Genomic DNA, 21,689 nt, shown 5'->3' with positions numbered 1-21,689 from the left:
CCCTTCCCGCGCCCGTGCGGCGTTTCCCGGGGCCGGCTCCGTTCAAGGGGATGGCGTGAAGATCCGGCAGGAGTAGCATCCTCGGAACGTGTGGGCATGGTGACGCTGCGCACACGTCGTTCGCCGTGCTCAGGAGGGGAAGCCGTGCACCAGTTGACCAAGGGCGCCAACGCCGAACTGTTCGCCGAGGGGGACGAGCCGGGGCCGGTGACGGTCGCCCTGAGTTGGACCGATCCGACCGGGGCGGGCGACGCCGACGTGTCGGTGCTGCTGCTGGGCGCGGACGGCAAGGTGCGCGGGGAGACGGATTTCCTCTTCTACAACTGCCCTGCCACGCCCGACAGTTCGGTGCAGCTCCTGGGCAAGGTGCCGACCGGCAGCGGCACCCAGGACCGGATCCTGCTCGACCTCGCGGCGCTGCCCGCCGAGGTGCACCAGGTGGTCCTGGCGGCAAGCCGCTATGCCGGGGCCACCTTCGGCGAACTCGCCGAACTCCGGCTGGCCGTGCTGGACGGCGGCGGGGACACCCTGGTGGCCTTCGACATCCCCGAGGCCGGGGAGGAGACCGCGTTCGTCTTCGGCGAGATCTACCGGCGCGGCGGGGCGTGGAAGTTCCGCGCGGTCGGCCAGGGCTACCGGTCCGGGCTCGGCGGCCTCGCCGGGGACTTCGGCATCGACGTCGACCAGGAGGAGGAGACGGCGCAGGCCGAGCGGGCCGCCGAGCCGGGCGCACCGGCCATCGGTGCCGCACCGACCTCCGGGACCGCTCCGGCCGCCGAGCCGGCCGTTGCCCCACCGGCCGCGACCGCGCCGAAGCGCGCGGTGCGCACCGCCAAGAAGCGGGTCACCCTGCCGAAGGCCGCCAAGGCCGACCTCGCCGACCACCCGTCCTGGAAGCAGGCCCGGCTGTTCTCGGTGGCCGGGCTGAAGAACGAGCTGGACCGGGAGAACCGGGCCACCTCCACCCTGCTGGCGGTGATGGCCGAGGTGCCGGAGTTCGGCCGCCGGATCACCGCCATGTTCAACGCCCCGGCGGGCACCGTCCAGACCTTCACCGAGACGAGCTTCAAGCACGCCGACAGCACCGTCCGCCCCGACGGCACGATCCGGGTCAGCCGGGCCGGGAAGATCTGGACCGCCCTGGTGGAGACCAAGACCGGTGGCAGCCCGCTCAAGTCGGAACAGATGCAGGCGTACCTCGACGTGGCCCAGCGGCACGGCTACGAGACGGTCATCACCCTCTCCAACGACCTGGCGCTGGAGGGCGAGCCCCCGGTGACGGTCGACCGGCGCCGGGCCCGCAAGGTCGCGCTGCGGCACCTGTCCTGGGCCGAGGTGGCGCACGAGGCGCACCTGCTGTGCCACCACGACGGCGTGGTCAACCCCGCGCACGCCTGGCTGCTGAACGAGTTCCTGCACTACCTGCGGCACGAGAACTCCGGCTGCCACGGCTTCCAGAACATGGGCCCGGCCTGGGTGACCGTCCGCAACGCGATCTCCGAGGGCACCCTGCGGGCCGGGGACCGCAACGCGCTGCGGGTGGTGGAGAACTGGGAGCGCCTCACCCGCCAGCTGTGCCTGCGCCTGGGCGGCGAACTCGGCGTCCCGGTCTCCCCGGTGCTGCGCGGTGGCCGGCGCACCGAACCGGCGGTCCGCCGGGAGAGGGCGGTGGAGGAACTCGCGGCCGGCGGCCGGATGCGCTCCGAACTGGCGGTCCCCGGCCTGCCCGGGCCGATCGTGCTGGAGGCCGACCTGCGCACCGGCCGGATCGAGACCACGGTCGAGGTGGCCGCGGCCGAGCGCTCCAGGGCGCTCACCAGGGTCCAGTGGCTGCTGCGGCAGCTCACCGAGGCCCCGGCCGAACTGCGGATCGAGGCGCTGACCGCGGACGGCGGTCCCGGTCCGTGCGAGCTGCTGCGGGCGCTGCGGGTCGAACCCGGCCTGCTGGTGCCCGCCGACGGCGCGGAGGTCCGGGCGTTCCGGCTGACCCTGCCGGCCGGCATGGGGACCAGGCGGGGCGCGGAGGAGACCGGGTTCATCCGCAGCGTGGACACCGTCGTCGACCGCTTCCTGAACGAGGTGGTCCGGGGGCTGAAGCCCGCCGAGTGAGGTGCGGCGGGTCAGTTGTCCTGGCGGGGGCCGCGGCGGGTGCGGCGGCGGAGCAGGGCGATCGCGGGGGCGGCGAGCAGGCCGCCGCCCGCGGCGCGCAGGGTGGTGCCGAGCGTGGTGTCCGGGTCGGTCCGGCCGAGGAGGGCGAGCAGGACGGCGGCGCCGAGCAGGTAGGCGAGCAGCCCGACGAGGAAGCGCACGGCCTTGGGGAACCGCATCGGGTGCCTCCGTTCCTGGAAAGGGGCGCTCATCGTACTGGTGGGGGGCGTTCCGCCCGCCGGGCGGGGGACTCGCCGGATCGGGACGGGCGGCCGGTTTTCGCGGGGGCGCGGGCGGACATGGTGGGGGTGGGGGAGCGGCCGGTTTGCGCCCTTGTTGTGCTAGCACCTCGGCGCTAGCGTTGAAGGATGGCCAAGAAGCAGCTGAACGTCAGGGTGGACGCGACCACCGCCGAGATCGCCCGCGAGCGGGCGGAGCAGCAGGGGATCAGCATGAACCAGTACATCGAACGGCTGGTGCAGCAGGACATGGGCGAGGCCGGACGCAACTTCGTGGACGCCGCGGCGCAGTTCATGAAGGAGCACGAGGCGGTGTTCCTCGCCGAGTTCGGGTCGCCCGGCGAACTCCAGGACGTGCGCCGTTGAAGCTTGAGGTCGACCTCTCGTGGCTGCTCATGACCGCCGAGCAGTACACGCCCGGTGACCCGCAGGTCACCGACTACGGATCGCTGCTCGCGGCGATCACCAGGCACCAGGCCGAGGTCTTCGACATCGCGGTCTACCCCGAACCGCAGGACCGGGCGGCGGCGCTGATGCACCAGCTGATCCGGGTCCCCGCGCTGGAGCGCAACAACGAGCTGTTCGCCACCGCCGTGGCCTACGCGTACCTGGTGGCCAGCGGCTGCCGGGTGGCGACCACCGCGCGCGAGGTGCGCAGCCTGGCCCGGGCGATCCGGGAGGGCAAGCTCGGCATCACCGGCGTGGCGGAGCGGCTGGGCATGTGGGTGGTCGACGAGGCGGAGGAGGAAGAGGTCGGCGACGACGGCGAGGAGTGAGGCGCCCCCGCCGCACGGGCCGGACGCGTCAGGGGCCGGGAGAGCGACGAGGCGCCCGCGGGCGGGATACCCTCGACGTTCCCCCGGCCCCTGACGGCCCCCGGGGCACCGAACGATCTGCGCCGAGGATGCGAGCGAGTTGCTGCAGGACATCGAGCCCTACCTGGTCTGCCCGCACTGCGCCCGCCCGCTGGCGCTGGACGCCCGCACCCTGCGCTGCCCGAACGGGCACGGCTTCGACCAGGCCCGGCAGGGCTACGTGAGCCTGCTGGCCGGGGACGCCAAGCAGGGCACCGCCGACACCGCCGAGATGGTCGCGGCCCGCAGCGACTTCCTGGCAGCCGGCCACTACGCCCCGCTGGAACGGGCGCTGGCCGCGGCCGCGGCCGGGGTCGCGGCGGAGAGCGGGCTGGTCGCGGACCTCGGCGCGGGCACCGGCCACTACCTGGCCCGGGTGCTGGACGCCCGACCGGGCGCGGCGGGCGCGGCGCTCGACCTGTCCAAGTACGCGCTGCGGCGCGCCGCCAAGGCGCACCCGCGGGGCGGCGCGGTGGTGTGCGACGCCTGGCGGCCGCTGCCGCTGCGGGACGGCGCCGCGGACGTGCTGCTGAACGTGTTCGCGCCGCGCAACGGCCCCGAGATGCGGAGGGTGCTGCGCCCCGGCGGACGGCTGCTGGTGGCCGCCCCGACCTCCCGTCACCTGCGGGAACTGGTGGGCGCGCTGGGCCTGCTCTCGGTGGACGAGGACAAGGACCGGCGGATCGCGGAGAAGCTCGGCCCCTGGTTCGCCCCGGTGGAGCGCACCGAGGTGGAGTTCGCGCTGCGGCTGTCGCGGGCGGACGCCGCCGCCGTGGTCGGGATGGGCCCGAGCGCCTGGCACACCGACCCGGCCGCCCTGGCCGCCGCGCTGGCGGCGCTCCCCGAGCCGGTGGAGGTCACCGGCTCGGTGCTGGTCACCGCGTACGAGTGAACGCCCGGGTTCCACGACCGGGACAGTTGGGACTCGAAGGGGTGAAAGGGCGTCAGGAGGGACGTTTCTCCAGCTCAGGGCGCACCTAGAGTGCTCCGGGTGACCAGCGAAGCCCCCTTGGCCCCACCCCTGCCGTCCGCCACCGCCCGCGACACGCGGCGGACGCCCCTCCCCGCGGCGTCCGAGCCGACGGTGAAGCGCCCCACCATCGAAGAACTGCGGCTGACCTCCTTCAAGTCCTACCGGCGGGCCGTCCTGCCGATGTCGCCGCTGACCGTGCTGCACGGGCCGTCCGGGGCGGGCAAGTCCAACGCGCTGGACGCGCTGAGCGTGCTCTCCCGGCTCGCCCTCGGCGAGGAGATCAGGCCCTCGCTGGACGGCGTCGGCGGCCCGCGCGGACCGCTCGCCGTCCCGGTGCGCGGCGGGATGATCGGCTGCGTGCCGCACGGGCGCAACGCGATCATCCTGGGCTGCACCGTGCGCTCCTGCGTCGGGACGATCCGGCTCGAAGTGGTGGTGCGCACCGACGGCCGGGTCCGGGTCGCCCGCGAATGCCTCACCCTGGACGACCGCACCCTGATGGAGACCGGCGAACAGGACCTCACCCGCGGCCGGGTCAACGTCACCTGGCACAACGACTCCCGGCAGGGCGACATCCGCGCCCCGCTGCCCAGCGGCAGCCTGATCACCGCCCAACTGCCGCTGCGGGTCGCCGGATCCTCCAACGGCGAACGCAAGGTGCTGGCCGCCTCCGAGCAGGTGCTCACCGCGCTGCGCGAGGTGTTCGCGCTGCACCCCGTGCCGGCCGCGATGCGCGGCTGGGGCCGGCCCGAGCCGCAGGCCCGGCTGCTCGGCACCGCCGCCAACATCTCCGCCGTGCTCGACCGGCTGGCGCACGAGTGCCCGCGCCGCTGGGCCCGCCTGCTGCGCGCCGTCCAGGCCGCCGCCCCGCACCCGCTGCTCGGCCTCGGCGTGGCCCGCCGGGGCGACGGCGACCGGCAGCGGCTGCTCGCCGTCTTCGACGAGGGCGTGCTCGGCCGCACCGGCGCCGACCAGGCCGCCGACGGCATGCTGCGGCTGCTCGCCTTCGCCGCCGTCCTGCTCACCGGCGCCGCCGTCCTCGACGTCGACCCCGCCATCGAAGTGCCGGACGCGCACCGGCAGTTGGTGCTGCTCGCCGAGGACCTCGGGGCGGGCCTGGCCACCGACCAGATCGCCGCCCTGCTGCGGCTGGCCCGCGAGGTCACCGGCAAGGGCGACATCCGGCTGCTCGCCACGCTCCAGGAACCGGGGCCGGCGTTCGGCGCGGACGGCATCGAACTGGTCGAGTGCCGACGGGATCCGGCCACCGGGCACAGCCTGCTGCGCCGCGCCGACCCCGCGGCCCGGGTACCGGTGCAGGGGTCCGTGCCGGGCGCGGCGCAGGGTCCGGGGCAGGGCGGCGCGCCGGGTGCGGCGCAGGGGCCGGTGCAGGGCGGCGTGCAGGGCGTGGTGCCGGGCGCGGGGTACGGCTCGGTGCGCGGTGAGGGGGCGGTGGTAGACCTGGGGGAATGAACGACGAAGTGGAGCCGGCCGTGCCGGACGCCGGGCCGACGGTGCCCGAACTGCAGCGACGGCTGGCCGAGTTCGCGGCCGCCCGGAGCTGGCAGCAGTACCACACCCCGAAGAACCTGGCCTCGGCGCTGACCGTCGAGGCCGGCGAACTGCTGGAGATCTTCCAGTGGTTGACGCCCGAGCAGGCCGCCGACGTGATGTCCGACGCCCGGTCGGCGCACCGGGTCCGGGACGAGGTGGCCGACGTGCTGGCCTACCTGCTGCAACTGTGCACCGTGCTGGAGGTGGATCCGCTGCGGGCACTGGCGGAGAAGATCGAACGCAACGAGAGCAGGTTCCCGGTGCCCTAGACCGGTTGCCCGGGAGGCGCTGAGCCGGGAGCGGTGCGCCGGGAGCAGTGTGCCGGTAGCGGCCCCCCGGGTGGTGGGCGGGGTGGTGGGCCGGGTTCCCGGCGGGCGGGGAAATCATCCGGAATTCCCCCGCCCGGGGGACCCGGGTTTTCCACAGGGCCGGGTTTTCCACAGGTCCGCCGAACCCGCTGGGAGCACCCCGGGAGCGGCGGCACGCTGATCCCCGTGACCGACCGCCGAAGGACGGCGGCGGTCGACGAGGGGAGCCACCGTGGAGGCACTGCGACTGATCAAGACCGTCCGGCACGCCCTGGCCGAGGCCCGGACGACCGGGGACATCCTGCACGAGGCGTGGCAGGCCGGGCTGCTCACCGAAGCGGTCGGGGCCCGGATCGCCGACCACGACGGGGAGGCGTTCGCCACCCTCGGGCAGCTGCTCTCCGAGGCCGGGGCGCACACCGCGAGCTGTCTGCGCCAACCGCCCGAACCCGGCCTGGACGAACTGCCCGGCGGCCCGGTCGGCGTCTACCCGGAGTGGAACGGGCCGACGCTGGTCGAGCGGTTCAGCGCGCTCGGCGAGCTGGATCCGGTGCTGGCCGAACTCGCCCTGCTGCTGGAGGAGGCGAACGAGAGCCTGGTGGTGCTCGCCTGCGGGGCGGACACCGAGAGCCTGTACTGGAGCTGCATCGACGGGCTGGACGCCGGATCCGAGTGCCGCGACCTGGTGGCCGAGCTCCTGCGCGAGCAGCGGAGGCTGACGGGCGCGCGGGCCCCGGACGGAGAACCGGGGGCGGCGCAGGAGCGGGGAGGGGAACGAGGCGGGGGCCGGGACGGAGACCGGGGGGAGGGACCGCCCGGGCCGGCGGTGCCGGGCGCGGCCCGGCGGGAGGAGCCGAGGCTCGTGGTCCCGCTGGGCCCGCCGCTCCCGGCGGTGCGCGGTGCTCAGCTGCGGGGCGAGCCGTCCGCCGGGGTGTCCTGTCCGCCGAGGGCGGGCGAGGAGCGCAGGTCGGAGTCGAGTCCGGCCAGGTCGGTGTTGATCGAGGCCAGCAGTTCCTGCATCTGCTCCAACAACGACTTCGGGGAGGCGGGCGCGTCGCCCGCGGCGGGGGCCGCGGTGGTGTCCGCGGTGGGCGGCTCGGTCCAGGGCTCGGACATGAGGGGGCCCCTTCAACTCGGTGGTGCGGTGTGAAGCGCCGGGGGTCGGCGCCGCCGGTCCAACGAGTTCCCGCCGCGCACGGTCACCCCGGACCACCCGTTGAGGTCCAACCGGCAGGCCCGGTCAGCCCCAGGGGTGAGCCGAGTTTGCGGGGCCGCCCCCGCTCGGCTACGGCGCGGCGCCCGTTCGGCCGCGTCGTCGCACCCCGGAGGGGCTCCGGAGCGGGCCCGGGTGCGGGCCCGGGTGCGGAGTGCTCCCGGGTACCTACCGGAGCGGTTCCGGGCCCCGGAGCGGTTCCGGGCCGGGGAAGGCCGGACGGCCGGGCCGCTGGGGAGCGGACACCGGCCGTCGGGACGAACACCACCTGACAGGAGGTCAGTTGTGCGAGTGCAGATCCGCGTTCAGACCGCCCCACGAACCGGAGCGGGCGATCACCTCGACCGCGCCGGACTGCGAGTTGCGGCGGAACAGCAGGTTGTCCTGGCCGGACAGCTCCACCGCCTTGGCCACCGAGCCGTCCGGCGCGGTGACCCGGGTGCCGGCGGTGACGTACAGCCCCGCCTCGACCACGCAGTCGTTGCCCAGCGAGATGCCGATGCCCGCGTTGGCGCCCAGCAGGCAGCGCTCGCCCACCGAGACGACCTGCTTGCCGCCGCCGGACAGGGTGCCCATGATCGAGGCGCCGCCGCCGATGTCGCTGTGGTCGCCGACCACCACGCCCGCGCTGATCCGGCCCTCGACCATCGAGGTGCCCAGGGTGCCCGCGTTGAAGTTGACGAAGCCCTCGTGCATCACGGTGGTGCCCTCGGCCAGGTGCGCGCCCAGGCGCACCCGGTCGGCGTGGGCGATCCGGACGCCGGCCGGCGCCACGTAGTCGGTCATCCGGGGGAACTTGTCGATGCCGTACAGGGCGAGCTGCCCGCCCTGGGCGCGCACCGCCAGCCGGGCCTGCTCCACGTTGGCGACCGGGGTCGGGCCGATCGAGGTCCAGGCGACGTTCGCCAGCAGGCCGAAGATGCCGTCGAGGTTCTGGCCGTGCGGCTTCACCAGGCGGGCGGAGAGCAGGTGCAGCCGCAGGTAGACGTCGTGCGCGTCCAGCGGCTTCTCCTCCAGCGAGGAGATCACGGTGCGCACCGCCACCACCTCGACGCCGCGCCGGGCGTCGGTGCGGAGCGCCTCGGCGGCGCCGGGGCCGAGCGCCTTCTCGGCCTCCTCGGCGCTCAGCCGGACGGTGCCGGACGGGCCCGGGGCGGCGGCCAGCTCGGGCGCGGGGAACCAGGTGTCGAGGACGGTGCCGTCGGCCGCGATGGTCGCCAGGCCGGCGGCCACCGCGCCGCTTGCGGGGGAGGAGGTTTCAGCAGTCACATCCCGCACCGTAACCAATCGGGGCGAGGGCTGACCAACACGCTCACCGGACGGACAAAACCTGGTGCTCCCGGACGGGTCCGCGGGACATACTCGGCCGGGTGTTCGTATCGATCTCCACTACCGGCACCGCCGAGAACCCCGCCTCCGACCTGGGCTTCCTGCTGCACAAGCACCCCGACAAGGTGCAGCGGTTCGCCACCGCGCACGGCACGGCGCACGTCTTCTACCCCGAGGCCGGGGAGCAAGCGTGCACCGCCGCCCTGCTGCTGGAGGTCGACCCCGCCGCGCTGCTCCGCCAGGGCCGGGGCAAGGGCCGCTCCGGCTCGCCCGACCTCGCGCTCGCCCAGTACGTCAACGACCGCCCGTACGCCGCCTCCTCGCTGCTCGCGGTGGCGCTGCGCACGGTCTACCGCTCCGCGATGAAGGGCGAGTGCGCGCACCGGCCCGAACTGCCGGGCCGGGAGCTGCCGCTGCGGATCGCGCTGCCCGCCGTCCCGGTGGCCGGGGGCGACGGTCCCGCGCTGGTGGAGCGGCTGTTCGCCCCCCTGGGCTGGCAGGTCGACGCGCGGCCCGTCCCGCTGGACGAGTCCTTCCCCGAGTGGGGCGACTCCCGGTACGCGCGGCTCGAACTGACCGGCACCCGGCGGCTCGCCGACGCGCTCCAGCACCTCTACGTGCTGCTGCCCGTCCTGGACGGGGCCAAGCACTACTGGGTGGCCCCCGACGAGGTCGACAAACTGCTCGCGGCCGGCCAGGGCTGGCTCGCCGACCACCCCGAACGCGCCCTGATCGTCCGCCGCTACCTGTCCCGCCGCTGGTCGCTGACCAGGCTGGCCACGGAGCGCCTCGCGCTGGCCCGGCTGGCCGAGGCCGACGACCGCGAGGCCGAGGAGATCGACAACGCCGTGCCGGACGTCCCGGAGGTTCCGGACGCTCCGGAGACCCGGGGCGCCCCGGAGACCGCGGAGGAGGTGAGTGCCACCGGGCCGACCGACCGGGTCGCGACCGCGGCTGCGATCAAGGCCGAGGCCGGGTCCGAGACCGGGGCCGAGACCGGGGCCGAGGGGGCCGACCGCGAGCGCGGGGTGCCGCTCGCCGTGCAGCGGCGGACGGCGATCCTGGCGGCGCTGGCCCGCACCGGCGCGGCCCGGGTGCTCGACCTGGGCTGCGGGCAGGGCGAGTTGGTGGGCGCGCTGCTCAAGGAACCGCGGGTCACCGAGGTGCTCGGCGTGGACGTGTCCGCGCGGGCGCTGACGATCGCCGCCCGCCGGCTCCACCTGGACCGGCTGCCGGAGCGGACGGCCCGCCGGGTCAAGTTGGTCCAGGGCGCGCTGACGTACACCGACGCCCGGCTGAAGGGCTACGACGCGGCGGTGCTGTGCGAGGTGATCGAGCACCTCGACCTGCCCCGGCTGCCCGCGCTGGAGTACGCCGTGTTCGGCGCGGCCCGGCCCGCGGCGGTCGTGGTCACCACCCCGAACGCCGAGTACAACGTCCGCTGGGAGACCCTGCCCGCCGGGCGGATGCGCCACGACGACCACCGCTTCGAGTGGAGCCGGGCCGAGTTCGCGGCCTGGGCGGAGCAGGTCGCCGCCGGTTATGGCTACCGCGTCGAGCTGGAGCCGGTCGGCCCGGTCGACCCCGAGGTCGGCGCCCCCACCCAGCTCGCGCACTTCCGCCTCGCCGAGCCCGACACCACCGAGCCCGACACCACCGACACCGCTGCCACCGGCACCCCGTCGAACGACCTCGCCCCGGAAGGGAGCGCCCACCGATGACCACCGAAACCCCGGAGCCGACCCCCGCCCGGGCCGGCCGCCGGCTGCCCGTCACCGACGTCTCGCTGGTGGTGCTGATCGGCAGCACCGGCTCCGGCAAGTCCACCTTCGCCCGCGAGCACTTCAAGCCCACCGAGGTGATCTCCTCCGACTTCTGCCGTGGCCTGGTCTCCGACGACGAGAACGACCAGGCCGCCTCCGCCGACGCCTTCGACGTGCTGCACTACATCGTCGGCAAGCGGCTCGCGGCGGGCCGGCGCACCGTGGTCGACGCCACCAACGTCCAGGACCACGCCCGCCGGGCGCTGGTCGCGATCGCCCGGGAGCACCACGTGCTGCCGATCGCCATCGTGCTGGACGTCCCGGCCGAGGTGTGCGCCGAACGCAACCGCGCCCGGCCGGACCGGCAGTTGCCCGCCCAGGTGATCCAGCGCCACCAGCGCGACCTGCGCCGCTCGCTGCGCGGGCTGGAGCGCGAGGGCTTCCGCAAGGTGCACGTGCTGCGCGGGGTCGAGGAGATCGAGCACGCCGAGATCGTCCTGGAGAAGCGGTACAACGACCTGCGACACCTGACCGGCCCGTTCGACGTCGTCGGCGACATCCACGGCTGCCGCTCCGAGCTGGAGACCCTGCTCGGCCGGCTCGGCTACGAGCTCACCCGCGACGAACAGGGCCGCGCGGTGGACGCCGCCCACCCCGAGGGCCGCACCGCGGTCTTCGTCGGCGACCTGGTCGACCGCGGCCCGGACACCCCGGGCGTGCTGCGCCTGGTGATGGGCATGGTCGAGGCCGGCCACGCCCTCTGCGTCCCCGGCAACCACGAGAACAAGCTCGGCCGCTGGATGGGCGGCCGCAAGGTCACCGTCTCGCACGGCCTGCAGGAGTCGATCGACCAGCTGTCCGCGGAGAGCGACGAGTTCCGGGCCCGGGTCCGGACGTTCATGAGCGGCCTGGTCAGCCACTACCTGCTGGACGGCGGCGCGCTGGTGGTCTGCCACGCCGGCCTGCCGGAGAAGTACCACGGCCGCGCATCCGGCCGGGTCCGCTCGCACGCGCTGTACGGCGACACCACCGGCGAGACCGACGAGTACGGCCTGCCGGTGCGCTACCCGTGGGCCGAGGAGTACCGCGGCCGCGCCCTGGTGGTCTACGGCCACACCCCGGTGCCGGTGGCGAGCTTCCTCAACAACACCATCTGCCTGGACACCGGCTGCGTGTTCGGCGGCAGCCTGACCGCGCTGCGCTACCCGGAGCGGGAGGTCGTCTCCGTCCCGGCCGAGCAGGAGTGGTACGAACCGGTCCGCCCCATGCGCACCGACGCGCCCGGCGGCCGGGAGGGCCGCCCGCTCGACCTGGCCGACGTGACCGGCCGCCGGGTGGTGGAGACCTCCCGGCTCGGCAACGTCACCGTCCGGGAGGAGAACGCCGCCGCCGCGCTGGAGGTGATGAGCCGCTTCGCGCTCGACCCGCGGCTGCTCGCCTACCTGCCGCCCACCATGGCCCCCTCGCCGACCTCCCGGCGCGAGGGCCTGCTGGAGCACCCCGAGGAGGCGTTCCTCGCCTACCGGCACGACGGGGTGCGGCAGGTGGTCTGCGAGGAGAAGCACATGGGCTCGCGGGCCGTCGTCCTGGTCGCCAGGGACGGGGCCGCCCTGGAGAAGCGCTTCGGCCTGCCCGGCCCCGGCGCGATCTGGACCAGGACCGGCCGCGCCTTCCTGAACGACCAGGCGCTCACCGACGCGATCCTCGACCGGCTCCGGGCCGCCGCCGAGCACACCGGCCTGTTCGACGAACTCGACACCGGCTGGCTGCTGCTGGACGCCGAACTGATGCCCTGGTCGCTCAAGGCGGTCGAGTTGCTGCGCCGCCAGTACGCCGCCGTCGGCGCGGCCGCCGGGGCCGCCCTGCCCGTCGCGCTCGACGCCCTCACCCGGGCCGCCGCCCGCGGACTGGACGTGGCGGAGCTGACCGGCCGCCAGCGGGAGCAGGCCGCCGACGCCCGCGCCTTCACCGAGGCGTACCGGCGCTACTGCTGGCCGACCGAGGGCCTCGACGGCATCCGGCTGGCCCCGTTCCAACTGCTCGCCGCCGAGGGCGCCAACCTGGCACTGCGCCCGCACACCGAGCACCTCGCCCTGATCGACCGGCTGGTGGACGCCGACCGGCGGCTCGCGGCGGCGGCGGGCGGTGCCGCGCCGGTGCTGCACCGCACCGGGCGGCTGCTGGTCGACACCGGGGACGAGTCCTCGGTGGCCGCCGCCGTCGCCTGGTGGGAGGAGCTGACCGCGGCCGGTGGCGAGGGCATGGTGGTCAAGCCGGTCGAGCCGCTGCACCTGGACGGCTCCGGGCGACCGGTCCAGCCCGGCCTGAAGGTCCGCGGCCGTGATTACCTGCGGATCATCTACGGCCCGGACTACACCCGCCGCCTGGACGGACTGCGCCAGCGCTCGCTCGGCCACAAGCGCTCGCTCGCCCTGCGCGAGTACGCCCTCGGCCTGGAGGCGCTGGACCGGCTGGCGGCCGGAGAGCCGCTCTGGCGGGTGCACGAGGCGGTGTTCGCGGTGCTGGCCCTGGAGTCAGAGCCGGTCGACCCCCGGCTCTGACCCCGGGGTCGGAGGCTCCGGGCGGTCCGGGCGCGAGCCGGCCGTGGGCCGACCGTGGGCCGACCACGGGTCGGCCGTCGAATGGTTGCATGAATATTCGACTCCTCGTATACACTTCCCACTTCAGTCCGTTGACCGACCCAGGAGACCGGTATGGCGTTCAACCTCCGGAACAGGCACTTCCTCAAGGAGCTCGACTTCACTCCCCAGGAGTTCCGTCACCTGGTCGACCTGGCGGCCCAGCTGAAGGCCGCCAAGTACGCGGGCACCGAGCAGCCCCGGCTGCGCGGCAAGAACATCGCGCTGATCTTCGCCAAGACCTCCACCCGCACCCGCTGCGCCTTCGAGGTGGCCGCCCACGACCAGGGCGCCTCCACCACCTACCTGGACCCCGCCGGGTCGCAGATGGGGCACAAGGAGTCGATCAAGGACACCGCGCGGGTGCTGGGCCGGATGTTCGACGGCATCGAGTACCGCGGTGACGGGCAGGAGATCGTCGAGGAACTGGCCGCGCACGCGGGCGTCCCGGTCTGGAACGGCCTGACCGACGAGTGGCACCCCACCCAGCTGCTGGCCGACGTGCTCACCATCCAGGAGCACTCCAGCAAGCCGCTGAACGAGACCGCCCTGGTCTACCTCGGTGACGCCCGCTTCAACATGGGCAACTCGGTGCTGGTCACCGGCGCGCTGCTGGGCATGGACATCCGGATCGTCGCCCCGGCCTCGCTCTGGCCGAGCGAGGAGGTCCGCAAGGCGGCCGAGGTGCTGGCCGAGACCAGCGGCGCCCGGATCACCCTCACCGAGGACGTGGCGGCCGGCGTCGCCGGGGCGGACTTCCTCTACACCGACGTCTGGGTGTCGATGGGCGAGCCCAAGGAGGTCTGGGCCGAGCGGATCGCGCTGCTCAAGCCCTACCAGGTCTCGATGGACACCGTGCGCGCCACCGGGAACCCGGCGGTCAAGTTCCTGCACTGCCTGCCCGCGTTCCACGACCTCGGCACCGAGGTCGGCCGCCAGATGCACGAGCTCACCGGCATGTCCGAGCTGGAGTGCACCGACGAGCTGTTCGAGTCCGCGCACTCGGTGGTCTTCGACCAGGCCGAGAACCGCCTGCACACCATCAAGGCCGTGATGGTGGCGACCCTCGGGTCCTGACCCGCCGCACCCGCCCGCACCCGCCCGCACCCGCCCGCACCCGCGGTACCCACCCGCGCCCGCGGTACCCGCCGAACTCGCGGTACCCGCCGCCCCCGAACGCCCGCCGGACGCACCAGCCCGGCGGGCGTTCGGCGTCCGGGCGTCAGAAGTCGACGTCCACGCAGGCCGCCCGGTCGGCCGGGGCGTGCGGTCCGGCGGGCGCTCCCGCGTGCAGCACCAGCGAGTGCGCCTCGCCGGGCCGGAACTCCCAGGGGACGGTCGCGGTGGCGGTCCCGGCCCCGTCCGGGCCGGTGCGCACCGTCGTCCGCACCTCGTTGTCGGCCGCGTCCGAGCCCGCCACCTGCTGGTAGTGCGGCCCGGAGGACGCCGGGTCGGCGCCGCAGTAGCCGGTGTGCACGTGCGCCGGGAACTCGTGCGGGCCGGTCACCCCGGCGAGTTCCACCGTGACGGAGGTGTGCCCGGCCGCCCGGCCGACCGTGACCCGCACCTGCGAGCCGTACGGCACCAGATCGGGCGCGTGGGTGACCGCCCGGGCCGGGACGAAGCCGTCCGCCCGGTCGAAGCGGGCGTCCACCACCCGGGCGGCGCCCGCGGTGGCCGGTGCGCCCGGAGCGGGGGAGGCGGCCACCGCGCCGGGCGGGCCGACCGGCAGCAGGGCGAGCGGCACCATCAGCGCACCGGCAGCGGAGGACAGGGGCATCGCGGACCTTCCGACGGACCGTCAGGGAACACCCGACACCGTGGCCGTCCCCGCACCGCCGCGCACGCCGCCGTGCCGCACCGCCGCCCGCAGTCACCCGTACGGGAACCGGCTTCGAACGGCGCCCGACCGTGGCGGTGGCGGTGGCCGGGCCGCGGGTCAGTCCGCCGCCGCGATGCCGCGGATCTCGCAGCGCGGTCCGGTGGCGCGCATCAGGCGCAGGTCGGCGGTGACCAGCGGGGCGCCGTAGTGTTCGGCGACCGCGACGTAGGCGGCGTCGTCCGGGGTCAGGTTGTCCTTGAGCTCCCAGATCCGGCCGAGCAGCGGGGCCACCTCGACCTTGCGGATGGCCAGTCCGGGCAGCCGGCGGGTGAGGTCGGTGACCTCGTCGGCCGTCAACTGCTTGGCCAGGTACAGGCCGCGCAGCGACTGCATCACCTCGATCACCACGTGCTCGGGCGCCACCCACTCGGGGTCGGCGGCCAGCGCGGCCCGGGCGGCCTCGCCCCGGGGGCCCCGGTCGGAGAGCGACAGCACCACTGCGGAAGCGTCCACCACGATCACCCGCCCACGGTAGCCCGCCCGGGCCCGCCGCCCCGCGGCCGGGGTACCCGCCCGCGCCCGCCCCGCCCGCGCCCGTCCCGGGCCCGGTCCGCACCCGCCACGGCCCCGCCCGGAGCTCCGCGCTACCGGCTGGGCGTGGCGGTGGTGCTCAGGAGTTCGTCCCACCCGGGCGTCCGGGTGGTGGTCTCGGGGGGGAAGAGGTTCAGGCGCAGTTCCAGCGCGAGTTCGCCGACGGTGGCCCGGCTGACCGGCGGGAGGCCGCCGGTCAGCCCGGTGGAGGTCACCAGGATCCGGAAGCCGTTGTGGTCCAGCAGGTCCGCCCGGTAGCTGACGGGGCGGCCGTCCGCGGCGGGCAGGGTGACCGTCACGGCCTCGAAGTCCGAGGCCCCCTTGGAGTCGGAGTCGCAGCCGTCGGTGGCCGGGTGCCGGTCGCAGTCATAGTCCATGGCCGGGAGCCCCGGGGACAGCGAGGAGCGCTGGACGAGCAGTTCGACGGTGCCGACCTCCGCCCCGGAGGCGCCGTGCAGCCGGAACAGGAACGAGATCCCCGGGGCGTTCGCGGGCGCGGTCTTCGGCGGGTTCCCGAGTTCGGTGCTGGTGACCTCCCACCTGTCGTCCTGGCCGTATTCGGGCGGAACGGTCTTCTGCACGGTCTTGATCACGATCTCCCGGGCCGCGGCGGGCAGGGCGGCGACGACCGCGCTCCCGGGGCGGAGGGCCGGGGCGGCGGCCGGGGAGGCGGCGGGCGGGGCCGCGGCGGGGCGCAGCAGCAGTCCGCCGCCCACGGCCAGCAGGACGACCGCGGCGACGGCCCCGGTACGCGCCAACCGCCGCCGCCGCCGGATGCCGCGCCCCTGGACGGTGGCCCCGGCGATCAGCAGACCGAGGTCGGGAACGCTGTCGCCGACCGCCCGGACGAAGACGTCGCTGAGCTCCTGCTCGGGCATCGGGGGGTTTCTCGCTTTCTGACGGTCCGACGGTCGGTACGGGGCGCGGACTGCGGGGCCGCGGGCTCGCGGCGGCGTGCCGGGCGGTGCGGCACGGCCGGGCGGTGCGGCCCGGCCGGGCGGCCGGTCACTGGACCAGGCTGTCCAGTTGCGGGGCGAGCTGGCGGCGCAGCCTGGTCAGGGCGCGCAGGGCGCGGACCCGGACGGTGCCGGGGGAGAGCTGGAGTTCGGCGGCGGTCTCGTCGACGCTCCGGTCCTCCCAGTAGCGCAACACGAGCACGGCCCGGTCCCGGGGCGGCAGTTCGGCGAGGGCGGCGAGCAGGGCGACCCGCAGCGCGGGGTCGTGGTCGGGGGCGGCCTGCTCGGGGACGCTGTCGAGCACGGGCAGTTCGGTGCTGCGGCGCAGCCTGCGGTGCGAGAGGTAGCAGCGGACCAGCACGGTGCGGGCGTACGCGGCGGGGCTCTCGGCGTGCTTCACCCGGCCCCAGGAGGCGTAGATCCGGGCGAGGGCGGTCTGGGTGAGGTCCTCGGCGAGGTGCCAGTCGCCGCACAGCAGCAGCGCGGTGCGGAACAGCGCGGTGCCCCGGGTGTGCGCGAACTCCTCGAACTCGCGCCGCTCCTCGCCCGCCCTGCGTCGTCCCACCACCATCCGCACGCCCCCGTCGTCGTCCGCGGTCCCGCCGCACGCCGTCCGTACCCGGGCCGGAGCCCCCGCCGGGCCGGAGCCCGTACCCGCATTCGTCCCCGAGGAGCATGACGCGCGGGCCGAGGGGTCGCGTTACACCCCGGCCGGGGTTCGTTCGGGTGCCCGTGGGGGCGGGGAGGTGCACTCTGGTGGGGAGGCCGCGGCGACGCGGTGCCGTGCCGGGACGAGCCGGTGGAGTGTGGGTGGAACCCATGCACTATGGTTTATCTCGACATCGAGATACATTCCGCGTTACGCTTTATCTTGACGTCAAGATACTTGCCGAGGGGCGCAGCCCTCCATCATCGGCGCGGTAAGCGGTGGCAGTCAGGTTAGCTAAGGCTTACCTTATCACCGGGTGGACCAAGAAGGAGTCAGTCGTGTCCGCGAACAGCTTCGACGCCCGCAGCTCGCTGCAGGTGGGCGACGAGTCGTACGAGATCTTCAAGCTCTCCGCCGTCGAGGGTGCCGAGCGGCTGCCGTACAGCCTCAAGGTCCTGCTGGAGAACCTGCTCCGCACCGAGGACGGCGCCAACATCACCGCCGACCACATCCGCGCCCTCGGCGGCTGGGACCCGACGGCCGAGCCGTCCGAGGAGATCCAGTTCACCCCGGCGCGCGTGATCATGCAGGACTTCACCGGCGTGCCCTGCGTGGTCGACCTGGCCACCATGCGCGAGGCCGTGAAGGAGCTGGGCGGCGACCCGTCCAAGATCAACCCGCTGGCGCCGGCCGAGCTGGTCATCGACCACTCCGTCATCGCCGACAAGTTCGGCACCCCGGACGCCTTCGTCCAGAACGTCGAGATCGAGTACGGCCGCAACAAGGAGCGCTACCAGTTCCTGCGCTGGGGCCAGACCGCGTTCGACGAGTTCAAGGTCGTCCCGCCCGGCACCGGCATCGTCCACCAGGTCAACATCGAGCACCTGGCCCGCACCGTCATGGTCCGCAACGGCCAGGCGTACCCCGACACCTGCGTCGGCACCGACTCGCACACCACCATGGTCAACGGCCTGGGCGTGCTGGGCTGGGGCGTCGGCGGCATCGAGGCCGAGGCCGCGATGCTCGGCCAGCCGGTCTCGATGCTGATCCCGCGCGTGGTCGGCTTCAAGCTGAACGGCCAGCTCCCGGCCGGCACCACCGCCACCGACCTGGTGCTCACCATCACCGAGATGCTGCGCAAGCACGGTGTGGTCGGCAAGTTCGTCGAGTTCTACGGCGAGGGCGTCACCGCGATCCCGCTGGCGAACCGCGCCACCATCGGCAACATGTCGCCGGAGTTCGGCTCGACCTGCGCGATCTTCCCGATCGACGCCGAGACCATCAACTACCTGAAGCTCACCGGCCGCGACGAGCAGCAGCTCGCCCTGGTCGAGGCGTACGCCAAGGAGCAGGGCCTCTGGCACGACCCGTCGGTCGAGCCGGTCTACTCCGAGTACCTGGAGCTGGACGTCTCCACCGTCGTCCCGTCGATCTCCGGCCCGAAGCGCCCGCAGGACCGCGTGGTCCTGGCCGAGGCCGCGCAGAAGTTCGCCGAGGCGCTGCCGACCTACTCGGCCGAGGCGTCGAAGCCGACCACCGTCACCTCCCCCGACGGCTCGACCTACGAGATCGACAACGGCGCGGTCGTGATCGCCTCGATCACCTCCTGCACCAACACCTCCAACCCCTCCGTCATGCTGGGCGCCGCCCTGCTGGCGAAGAAGGCCGTGGAGAAGGGCCTGCACGTCAAGCCCTGGGTCAAGACCACCCTGGCGCCCGGCTCCAAGGTCGTCATGGACTACTACGAGAAGGCCGGCCTGCTCCCGTACATGGAGAAGCTGGGCTTCAACCTGGTCGGCTACGGCTGCGTCACCTGCATCGGCAACTCGGGCCCGCTGCCCGAGGAGGTCTCCGCCGCGGTGAACGAGTCGGACCTCGCGGTCGTCTCGGTGCTCTCCGGCAACCGCAACTTCGAGGGCCGGATCAACCCGGACGTCAAGATGAACTACCTGGCCTCCCCGCCGCTGGTGGTCGCCTACGCCCTGGCCGGCAACATGAACGTCGACATCACCCGCGACGCCCTGGGCCAGGACGCCGACGGCAACGACGTCTTCCTCGCCGACATCTGGCCGTCGGAGCAGGAGGTGGCCGACACGGTCGCCGGCTCCATCGACGAGGCCATGTTCGACAAGGGCTACCAGGACGTCTTCGCCGGCGACCACCGCTGGCAGTCGCTCCCCGTCCCGACCGGCAACACCTTCGAGTGGGACGCGGAGTCGACCTACGTCCGCAAGCCCCCGTACTTCGAGGGCATGGCCACCACCCCGAGCCCGGTGACCGACATCTCCGGCGCCCGCGTGCTGGCCAAGCTGGGCGACTCGGTCACCACCGACCACATCTCCCCGGCCGGCAACATCAAGCCGGGCACCCCGGCGGCGCAGTACCTCACCGAGCACGGTGTGGAGAAGCGTGACTTCAACTCCTACGGCTCGCGCCGCGGCAACCACGAGGTCATGATCCGCGGCACCTTCGCCAACATCCGCCTGCGCAACCAGATCGCGCCGGGCACCGAGGGCGGCTACACCCGCGACTTCACCCAGGCCGACGGCCCGGTGTCGTTCATCTACGACGCCTCGCAGAACTACCAGGCCGCCGGCACCCCGCTGGTCGTCCTGGCGGGCAAGGAGTACGGCTCCGGCTCGTCCCGCGACTGGGCGGCCAAGGGCACCGCGCTGCTCGGCGTCAAGGCCGTCATCGCCGAGTCCTACGAGCGCATCCACCGCTCCAACCTGATCGGCATGGGCGTCCTGCCGCTGCAGTTCCCGGCCGGCGAGAACGCCGACTCGCTGGGCCTGACCGGCGAGGAGACCTTCGAGTTCACCGGCGTGACCGAGCTGAACGAGGGCCGCACCCCGAAGACCGTCAAGGTCAAGGCCGTCGCCGCGGCGGGCAACACCGTCGAGTTCGACGCGGTGGTGCGCATCGACACCCCCGGCGAGGCGGACTACTACCGCAACGGCGGCATCCTGCAGTACGTGCTGCGCAGCCTCATCGGTTGATCAGGCACAGCGGCTGAGCCGGACAGTGGCCACGAAGGCCGCATCGCCCCTCGCGGGGCGGTGCGGCCTTTGCCGTTCCTTGGCACGGATCCTGCCGTTCCCCTTGTGCGGGGCCCTCCGAGTGGACTAAACCTCTCCACAGCACATGGTCCATACCAATTGACGCTGAATCGGAGAGATTCACGGAATGACCAGACGCAGCTCCGCCGCACTCCTCGTCGCGGCCACGCTCGGCGCCCTGCTCGTCTCCCCGGCGGCCGCCCAGGCCCACGGGAACGACGACCGCGGGGGCAACCACCGGCTGGAGGGCCAGCGGGTCGGCTACTTCACCCAGTGGGGCATCTACAGCGGCTTCTCCGCCAAGAACGTCCAGACCAGCGGCCAGGCGGGCAAGCTGACCGTGATCAACTACGCCTTCGGCAACGTCTCCGCCGACGGCACCTGCTTCGAGGCCAACGCGGCCGGGGTGGGCGACGCCTGGGCCGACTACCAGCGACCGGTGGGCGCCGAGGAGTCGGTGGACGGCGTCGCGGACACCGCCGACCAGCCGCTCAAGGGCAACTTCAACCAGATCCGCAAGCTCAAGGCGGAGAACCCGCAACTGCGCGCGGTGATCTCGCTGGGCGGCTGGAGCTGGTCCAAGTACTTCTCGGACGCGGCGCTCACCGACGCCTCGCGGAAGAAGTTCGTCTCCTCCTGCATCGACCTGTACCTCAAGGGGAACCTGCCGCAGCTGGGCTCCGCCGAGGGCGGCGCGGGCGCGGGCGCCGGGGTGTTCGACGGCATCGACATCGACTGGGAGTACCCGGGCGGCGGCGGTGACGGCGGCAACGTGGTGCGGCCCGAGGACGGCAGGAACTACACCCTGCTGATGCAGGAGTTCCGCCGCCAGCTGGACGCGCTGTCCGGCAAGAAGGGCCCGCACTACCTGCTCACCGCGGCGGTCCCGGCCGGCGAGTCGAAGATCGACCAGATCGAGGTCAAGAAGGTCGCCAAGTCGGTGGACTGGCTGAACCTGATGACCTACGACCTGCACGGCCCGTGGGAGGCCCAGGGGCCGACCAACCACGACGCCAACCTGTACACCGACAAGGCGGACGCCTCCGGGCTGAAGCTGAGCGTCGACCGGGTGGTGCGGACCTACCTGGACCGCGGCCTGCCCGCCAAGAAGGCCGTGGTGGGCGTCCCGTTCTACGGCTACGGCTGGACGGGCGTGCCGGCCGGCCCGAAGAAGAACGGCCTGTACCAGTCCGCCACCGGCCTGGCCCGGGGCGGCAACCTGCCCTACAACCAGATCAAGGACCTGCCGGGCACGGTCTTCACCGACCGCGCGCACGGGGCGACCTGGAAGTACGACGGCACCGAGTTCTGGACGTACGACACCCCGGAGCTGCTGACCGGCAAGGCCCGGTACGTCGAGGAGAACGACCTGGGCGGCGTGATGGCCTGGTCGCTCGACAACGACGACGCCCGGGGCACCCTGGTCGCCGCCCTGGACAAGGGTCTCCGGGACGACTGACCCGCCGTCAACCGCCCCGCGGGGGCGGCTCGCGCGCAGCTTCGCGCGGTACGGTTCGGCACACCGTACCGCGCGAAGCTGCGCGTTTTCGTGCCCGGGCGAGCAGGAACGAGCGCGATCCGGATCCGGGGCG

General features: G+C 73.7%; 18 protein-coding genes. 12 read left to right on the top strand and 6 right to left on the bottom strand.

Going from position 1 to position 21,689, the window contains the following annotated elements:
- Positions 1–144 precede the first annotated feature (144 nt).
- Positions 145–2,109, top strand: coding sequence for a TerD family protein (locus ABD345_RS03035; protein ID WP_344550097.1), 1,965 nt, complete (start codon positions 145–147; stop codon positions 2,107–2,109).
- An 11-nt stretch (positions 2,110–2,120) separates the two neighbouring features.
- Here the strand turns inward: ABD345_RS03035 and ABD345_RS03030 are convergent, their stop codons facing one another.
- Positions 2,121–2,327: a hypothetical protein gene (locus tag ABD345_RS03030; protein ID WP_344550096.1), complete on the bottom strand. Its 207-nt coding sequence runs from the start codon at positions 2,325–2,327 to the stop codon at positions 2,121–2,123.
- A 189-nt stretch (positions 2,328–2,516) separates the two neighbouring features.
- Here ABD345_RS03030 and ABD345_RS03025 point away from each other — a divergent pair, with 189 nt between their 5' ends.
- The 6 genes from ABD345_RS03025 (at position 2,517) to ABD345_RS03000 (ending at position 7,226) form a co-directional block, all read left to right on the top strand.
- Complete coding sequence (locus ABD345_RS03025; RefSeq protein ID WP_344550095.1) at positions 2,517–2,753, top strand: toxin-antitoxin system HicB family antitoxin; 237 nt, start codon at positions 2,517–2,519, stop codon at positions 2,751–2,753.
- Complete coding sequence (locus ABD345_RS03020; protein WP_344550093.1) at positions 2,750–3,163, top strand: fic family toxin-antitoxin system, toxin component; 414 nt, start codon at positions 2,750–2,752, stop codon at positions 3,161–3,163. The genes ABD345_RS03025 and ABD345_RS03020 overlap by 4 nt, the downstream gene beginning before the upstream one ends.
- Before the next feature lie 139 nt (positions 3,164–3,302).
- Positions 3,303–4,133: a putative RNA methyltransferase gene (locus ABD345_RS03015; protein WP_344550092.1), complete on the top strand. Its 831-nt coding sequence runs from the start codon at positions 3,303–3,305 to the stop codon at positions 4,131–4,133.
- Positions 4,134–4,232: 99 nt separating this feature from the next.
- Positions 4,233–5,687 carry an AAA family ATPase gene (locus tag ABD345_RS03010; protein WP_344550091.1) on the top strand — a complete coding sequence of 485 codons (1,455 nt, stop codon included), beginning with the start codon at positions 4,233–4,235 and terminating at the stop codon, positions 5,685–5,687.
- The gene (locus ABD345_RS03005) at positions 5,684–6,037 is read left to right on the top strand and encodes a nucleotide pyrophosphohydrolase (protein ID WP_344550090.1); all 354 of its coding nucleotides are present in this window, start codon (positions 5,684–5,686) and stop codon (positions 6,035–6,037) included. Before ABD345_RS03010 ends, ABD345_RS03005 begins: the two co-directional genes overlap by 4 nt.
- A 271-nt stretch (positions 6,038–6,308) precedes the next feature.
- Positions 6,309–7,226 (top strand): DUF6099 family protein, encoded by a 918-nt coding sequence (locus ABD345_RS03000; protein WP_344550089.1) that lies wholly within the window; start codon positions 6,309–6,311, stop codon positions 7,224–7,226.
- A gap of 342 nt (positions 7,227–7,568) precedes the next feature.
- On the opposite strand, the gene dapD is transcribed toward ABD345_RS03000, so the two are convergent.
- A complete protein-coding gene (gene dapD, locus ABD345_RS02995) occupies positions 7,569–8,558 on the bottom strand; it encodes a 2,3,4,5-tetrahydropyridine-2,6-dicarboxylate N-succinyltransferase (protein ID WP_380273339.1) in 990 nt (329 codons plus the stop codon).
- Positions 8,559–8,659: 101 nt separating this feature from the next.
- Here dapD and ABD345_RS02990 point away from each other — a divergent pair, with 101 nt between their 5' ends.
- The 3 genes from ABD345_RS02990 to argF all read left to right on the top strand — a co-directional run bounded on the left by ABD345_RS02990 (position 8,660) and on the right by argF (position 14,097).
- Positions 8,660–10,339, top strand: a complete 1,680-nt coding sequence (locus ABD345_RS02990; protein WP_344550087.1) for a 3' terminal RNA ribose 2'-O-methyltransferase Hen1 — start codon at positions 8,660–8,662, stop codon at positions 10,337–10,339.
- The gene (locus ABD345_RS02985) at positions 10,336–12,942 is read left to right on the top strand and encodes a polynucleotide kinase-phosphatase (RefSeq protein ID WP_344550086.1); all 2,607 of its coding nucleotides are present in this window, start codon (positions 10,336–10,338) and stop codon (positions 12,940–12,942) included. Before ABD345_RS02990 ends, ABD345_RS02985 begins: the two co-directional genes overlap by 4 nt.
- 153 nt (positions 12,943–13,095) lie before the next feature.
- The gene (gene argF / locus ABD345_RS02980; RefSeq protein WP_344550085.1) at positions 13,096–14,097 is read left to right on the top strand and encodes an ornithine carbamoyltransferase; all 1,002 of its coding nucleotides are present in this window, start codon (positions 13,096–13,098) and stop codon (positions 14,095–14,097) included.
- A 145-nt stretch (positions 14,098–14,242) separates the two neighbouring features.
- Here the strand turns inward: argF and ABD345_RS02975 are convergent, their stop codons facing one another.
- The 4 genes from ABD345_RS02975 to ABD345_RS02960 form a co-directional block, all read right to left on the bottom strand.
- On the bottom strand, positions 14,243–14,800 hold the full coding sequence (locus tag ABD345_RS02975) for a superoxide dismutase family protein (protein WP_344550084.1): 558 nt from the start codon (positions 14,798–14,800) through the stop codon (positions 14,243–14,245).
- Between the two features lie 159 nt (positions 14,801–14,959).
- Positions 14,960–15,364 carry a type II toxin-antitoxin system VapC family toxin gene (locus ABD345_RS02970; protein WP_344550083.1) on the bottom strand — a complete coding sequence of 135 codons (405 nt, stop codon included), beginning with the start codon at positions 15,362–15,364 and terminating at the stop codon, positions 14,960–14,962.
- Positions 15,365–15,486: 122 nt separating this feature from the next.
- Positions 15,487–16,311, bottom strand: coding sequence for a hypothetical protein (locus ABD345_RS02965; RefSeq protein WP_344550082.1), 825 nt, complete (start codon positions 16,309–16,311; stop codon positions 15,487–15,489).
- Positions 16,312–16,438: 127 nt separating this feature from the next.
- On the bottom strand, positions 16,439–16,960 hold the full coding sequence (locus tag ABD345_RS02960) for a SigE family RNA polymerase sigma factor (RefSeq protein WP_344550081.1): 522 nt from the start codon (positions 16,958–16,960) through the stop codon (positions 16,439–16,441).
- A gap of 416 nt (positions 16,961–17,376) precedes the next feature.
- Here ABD345_RS02960 and acnA point away from each other — a divergent pair, with 416 nt between their 5' ends.
- Both acnA and ABD345_RS02950 read left to right on the top strand, forming a co-directional pair.
- The gene (gene acnA / locus ABD345_RS02955) at positions 17,377–20,037 is read left to right on the top strand and encodes an aconitate hydratase AcnA (protein WP_344550080.1); all 2,661 of its coding nucleotides are present in this window, start codon (positions 17,377–17,379) and stop codon (positions 20,035–20,037) included.
- Between the two features lie 187 nt (positions 20,038–20,224).
- The gene (locus ABD345_RS02950; protein WP_344550079.1) at positions 20,225–21,556 is read left to right on the top strand and encodes a glycoside hydrolase family 18 protein; all 1,332 of its coding nucleotides are present in this window, start codon (positions 20,225–20,227) and stop codon (positions 21,554–21,556) included.
- The last annotated feature ends 133 nt before the right edge of the window (positions 21,557–21,689 follow it).

The organism is Kitasatospora saccharophila (assembly GCF_039529925.1).
Classification (GTDB): Bacteria; Actinomycetota; Actinomycetes; order Streptomycetales; family Streptomycetaceae; genus Kitasatospora; species Kitasatospora saccharophila.
The sequence above is the reverse complement of the archived record's forward strand: the minus strand, read 5'-3'. Positions and strand labels throughout refer to the sequence as shown.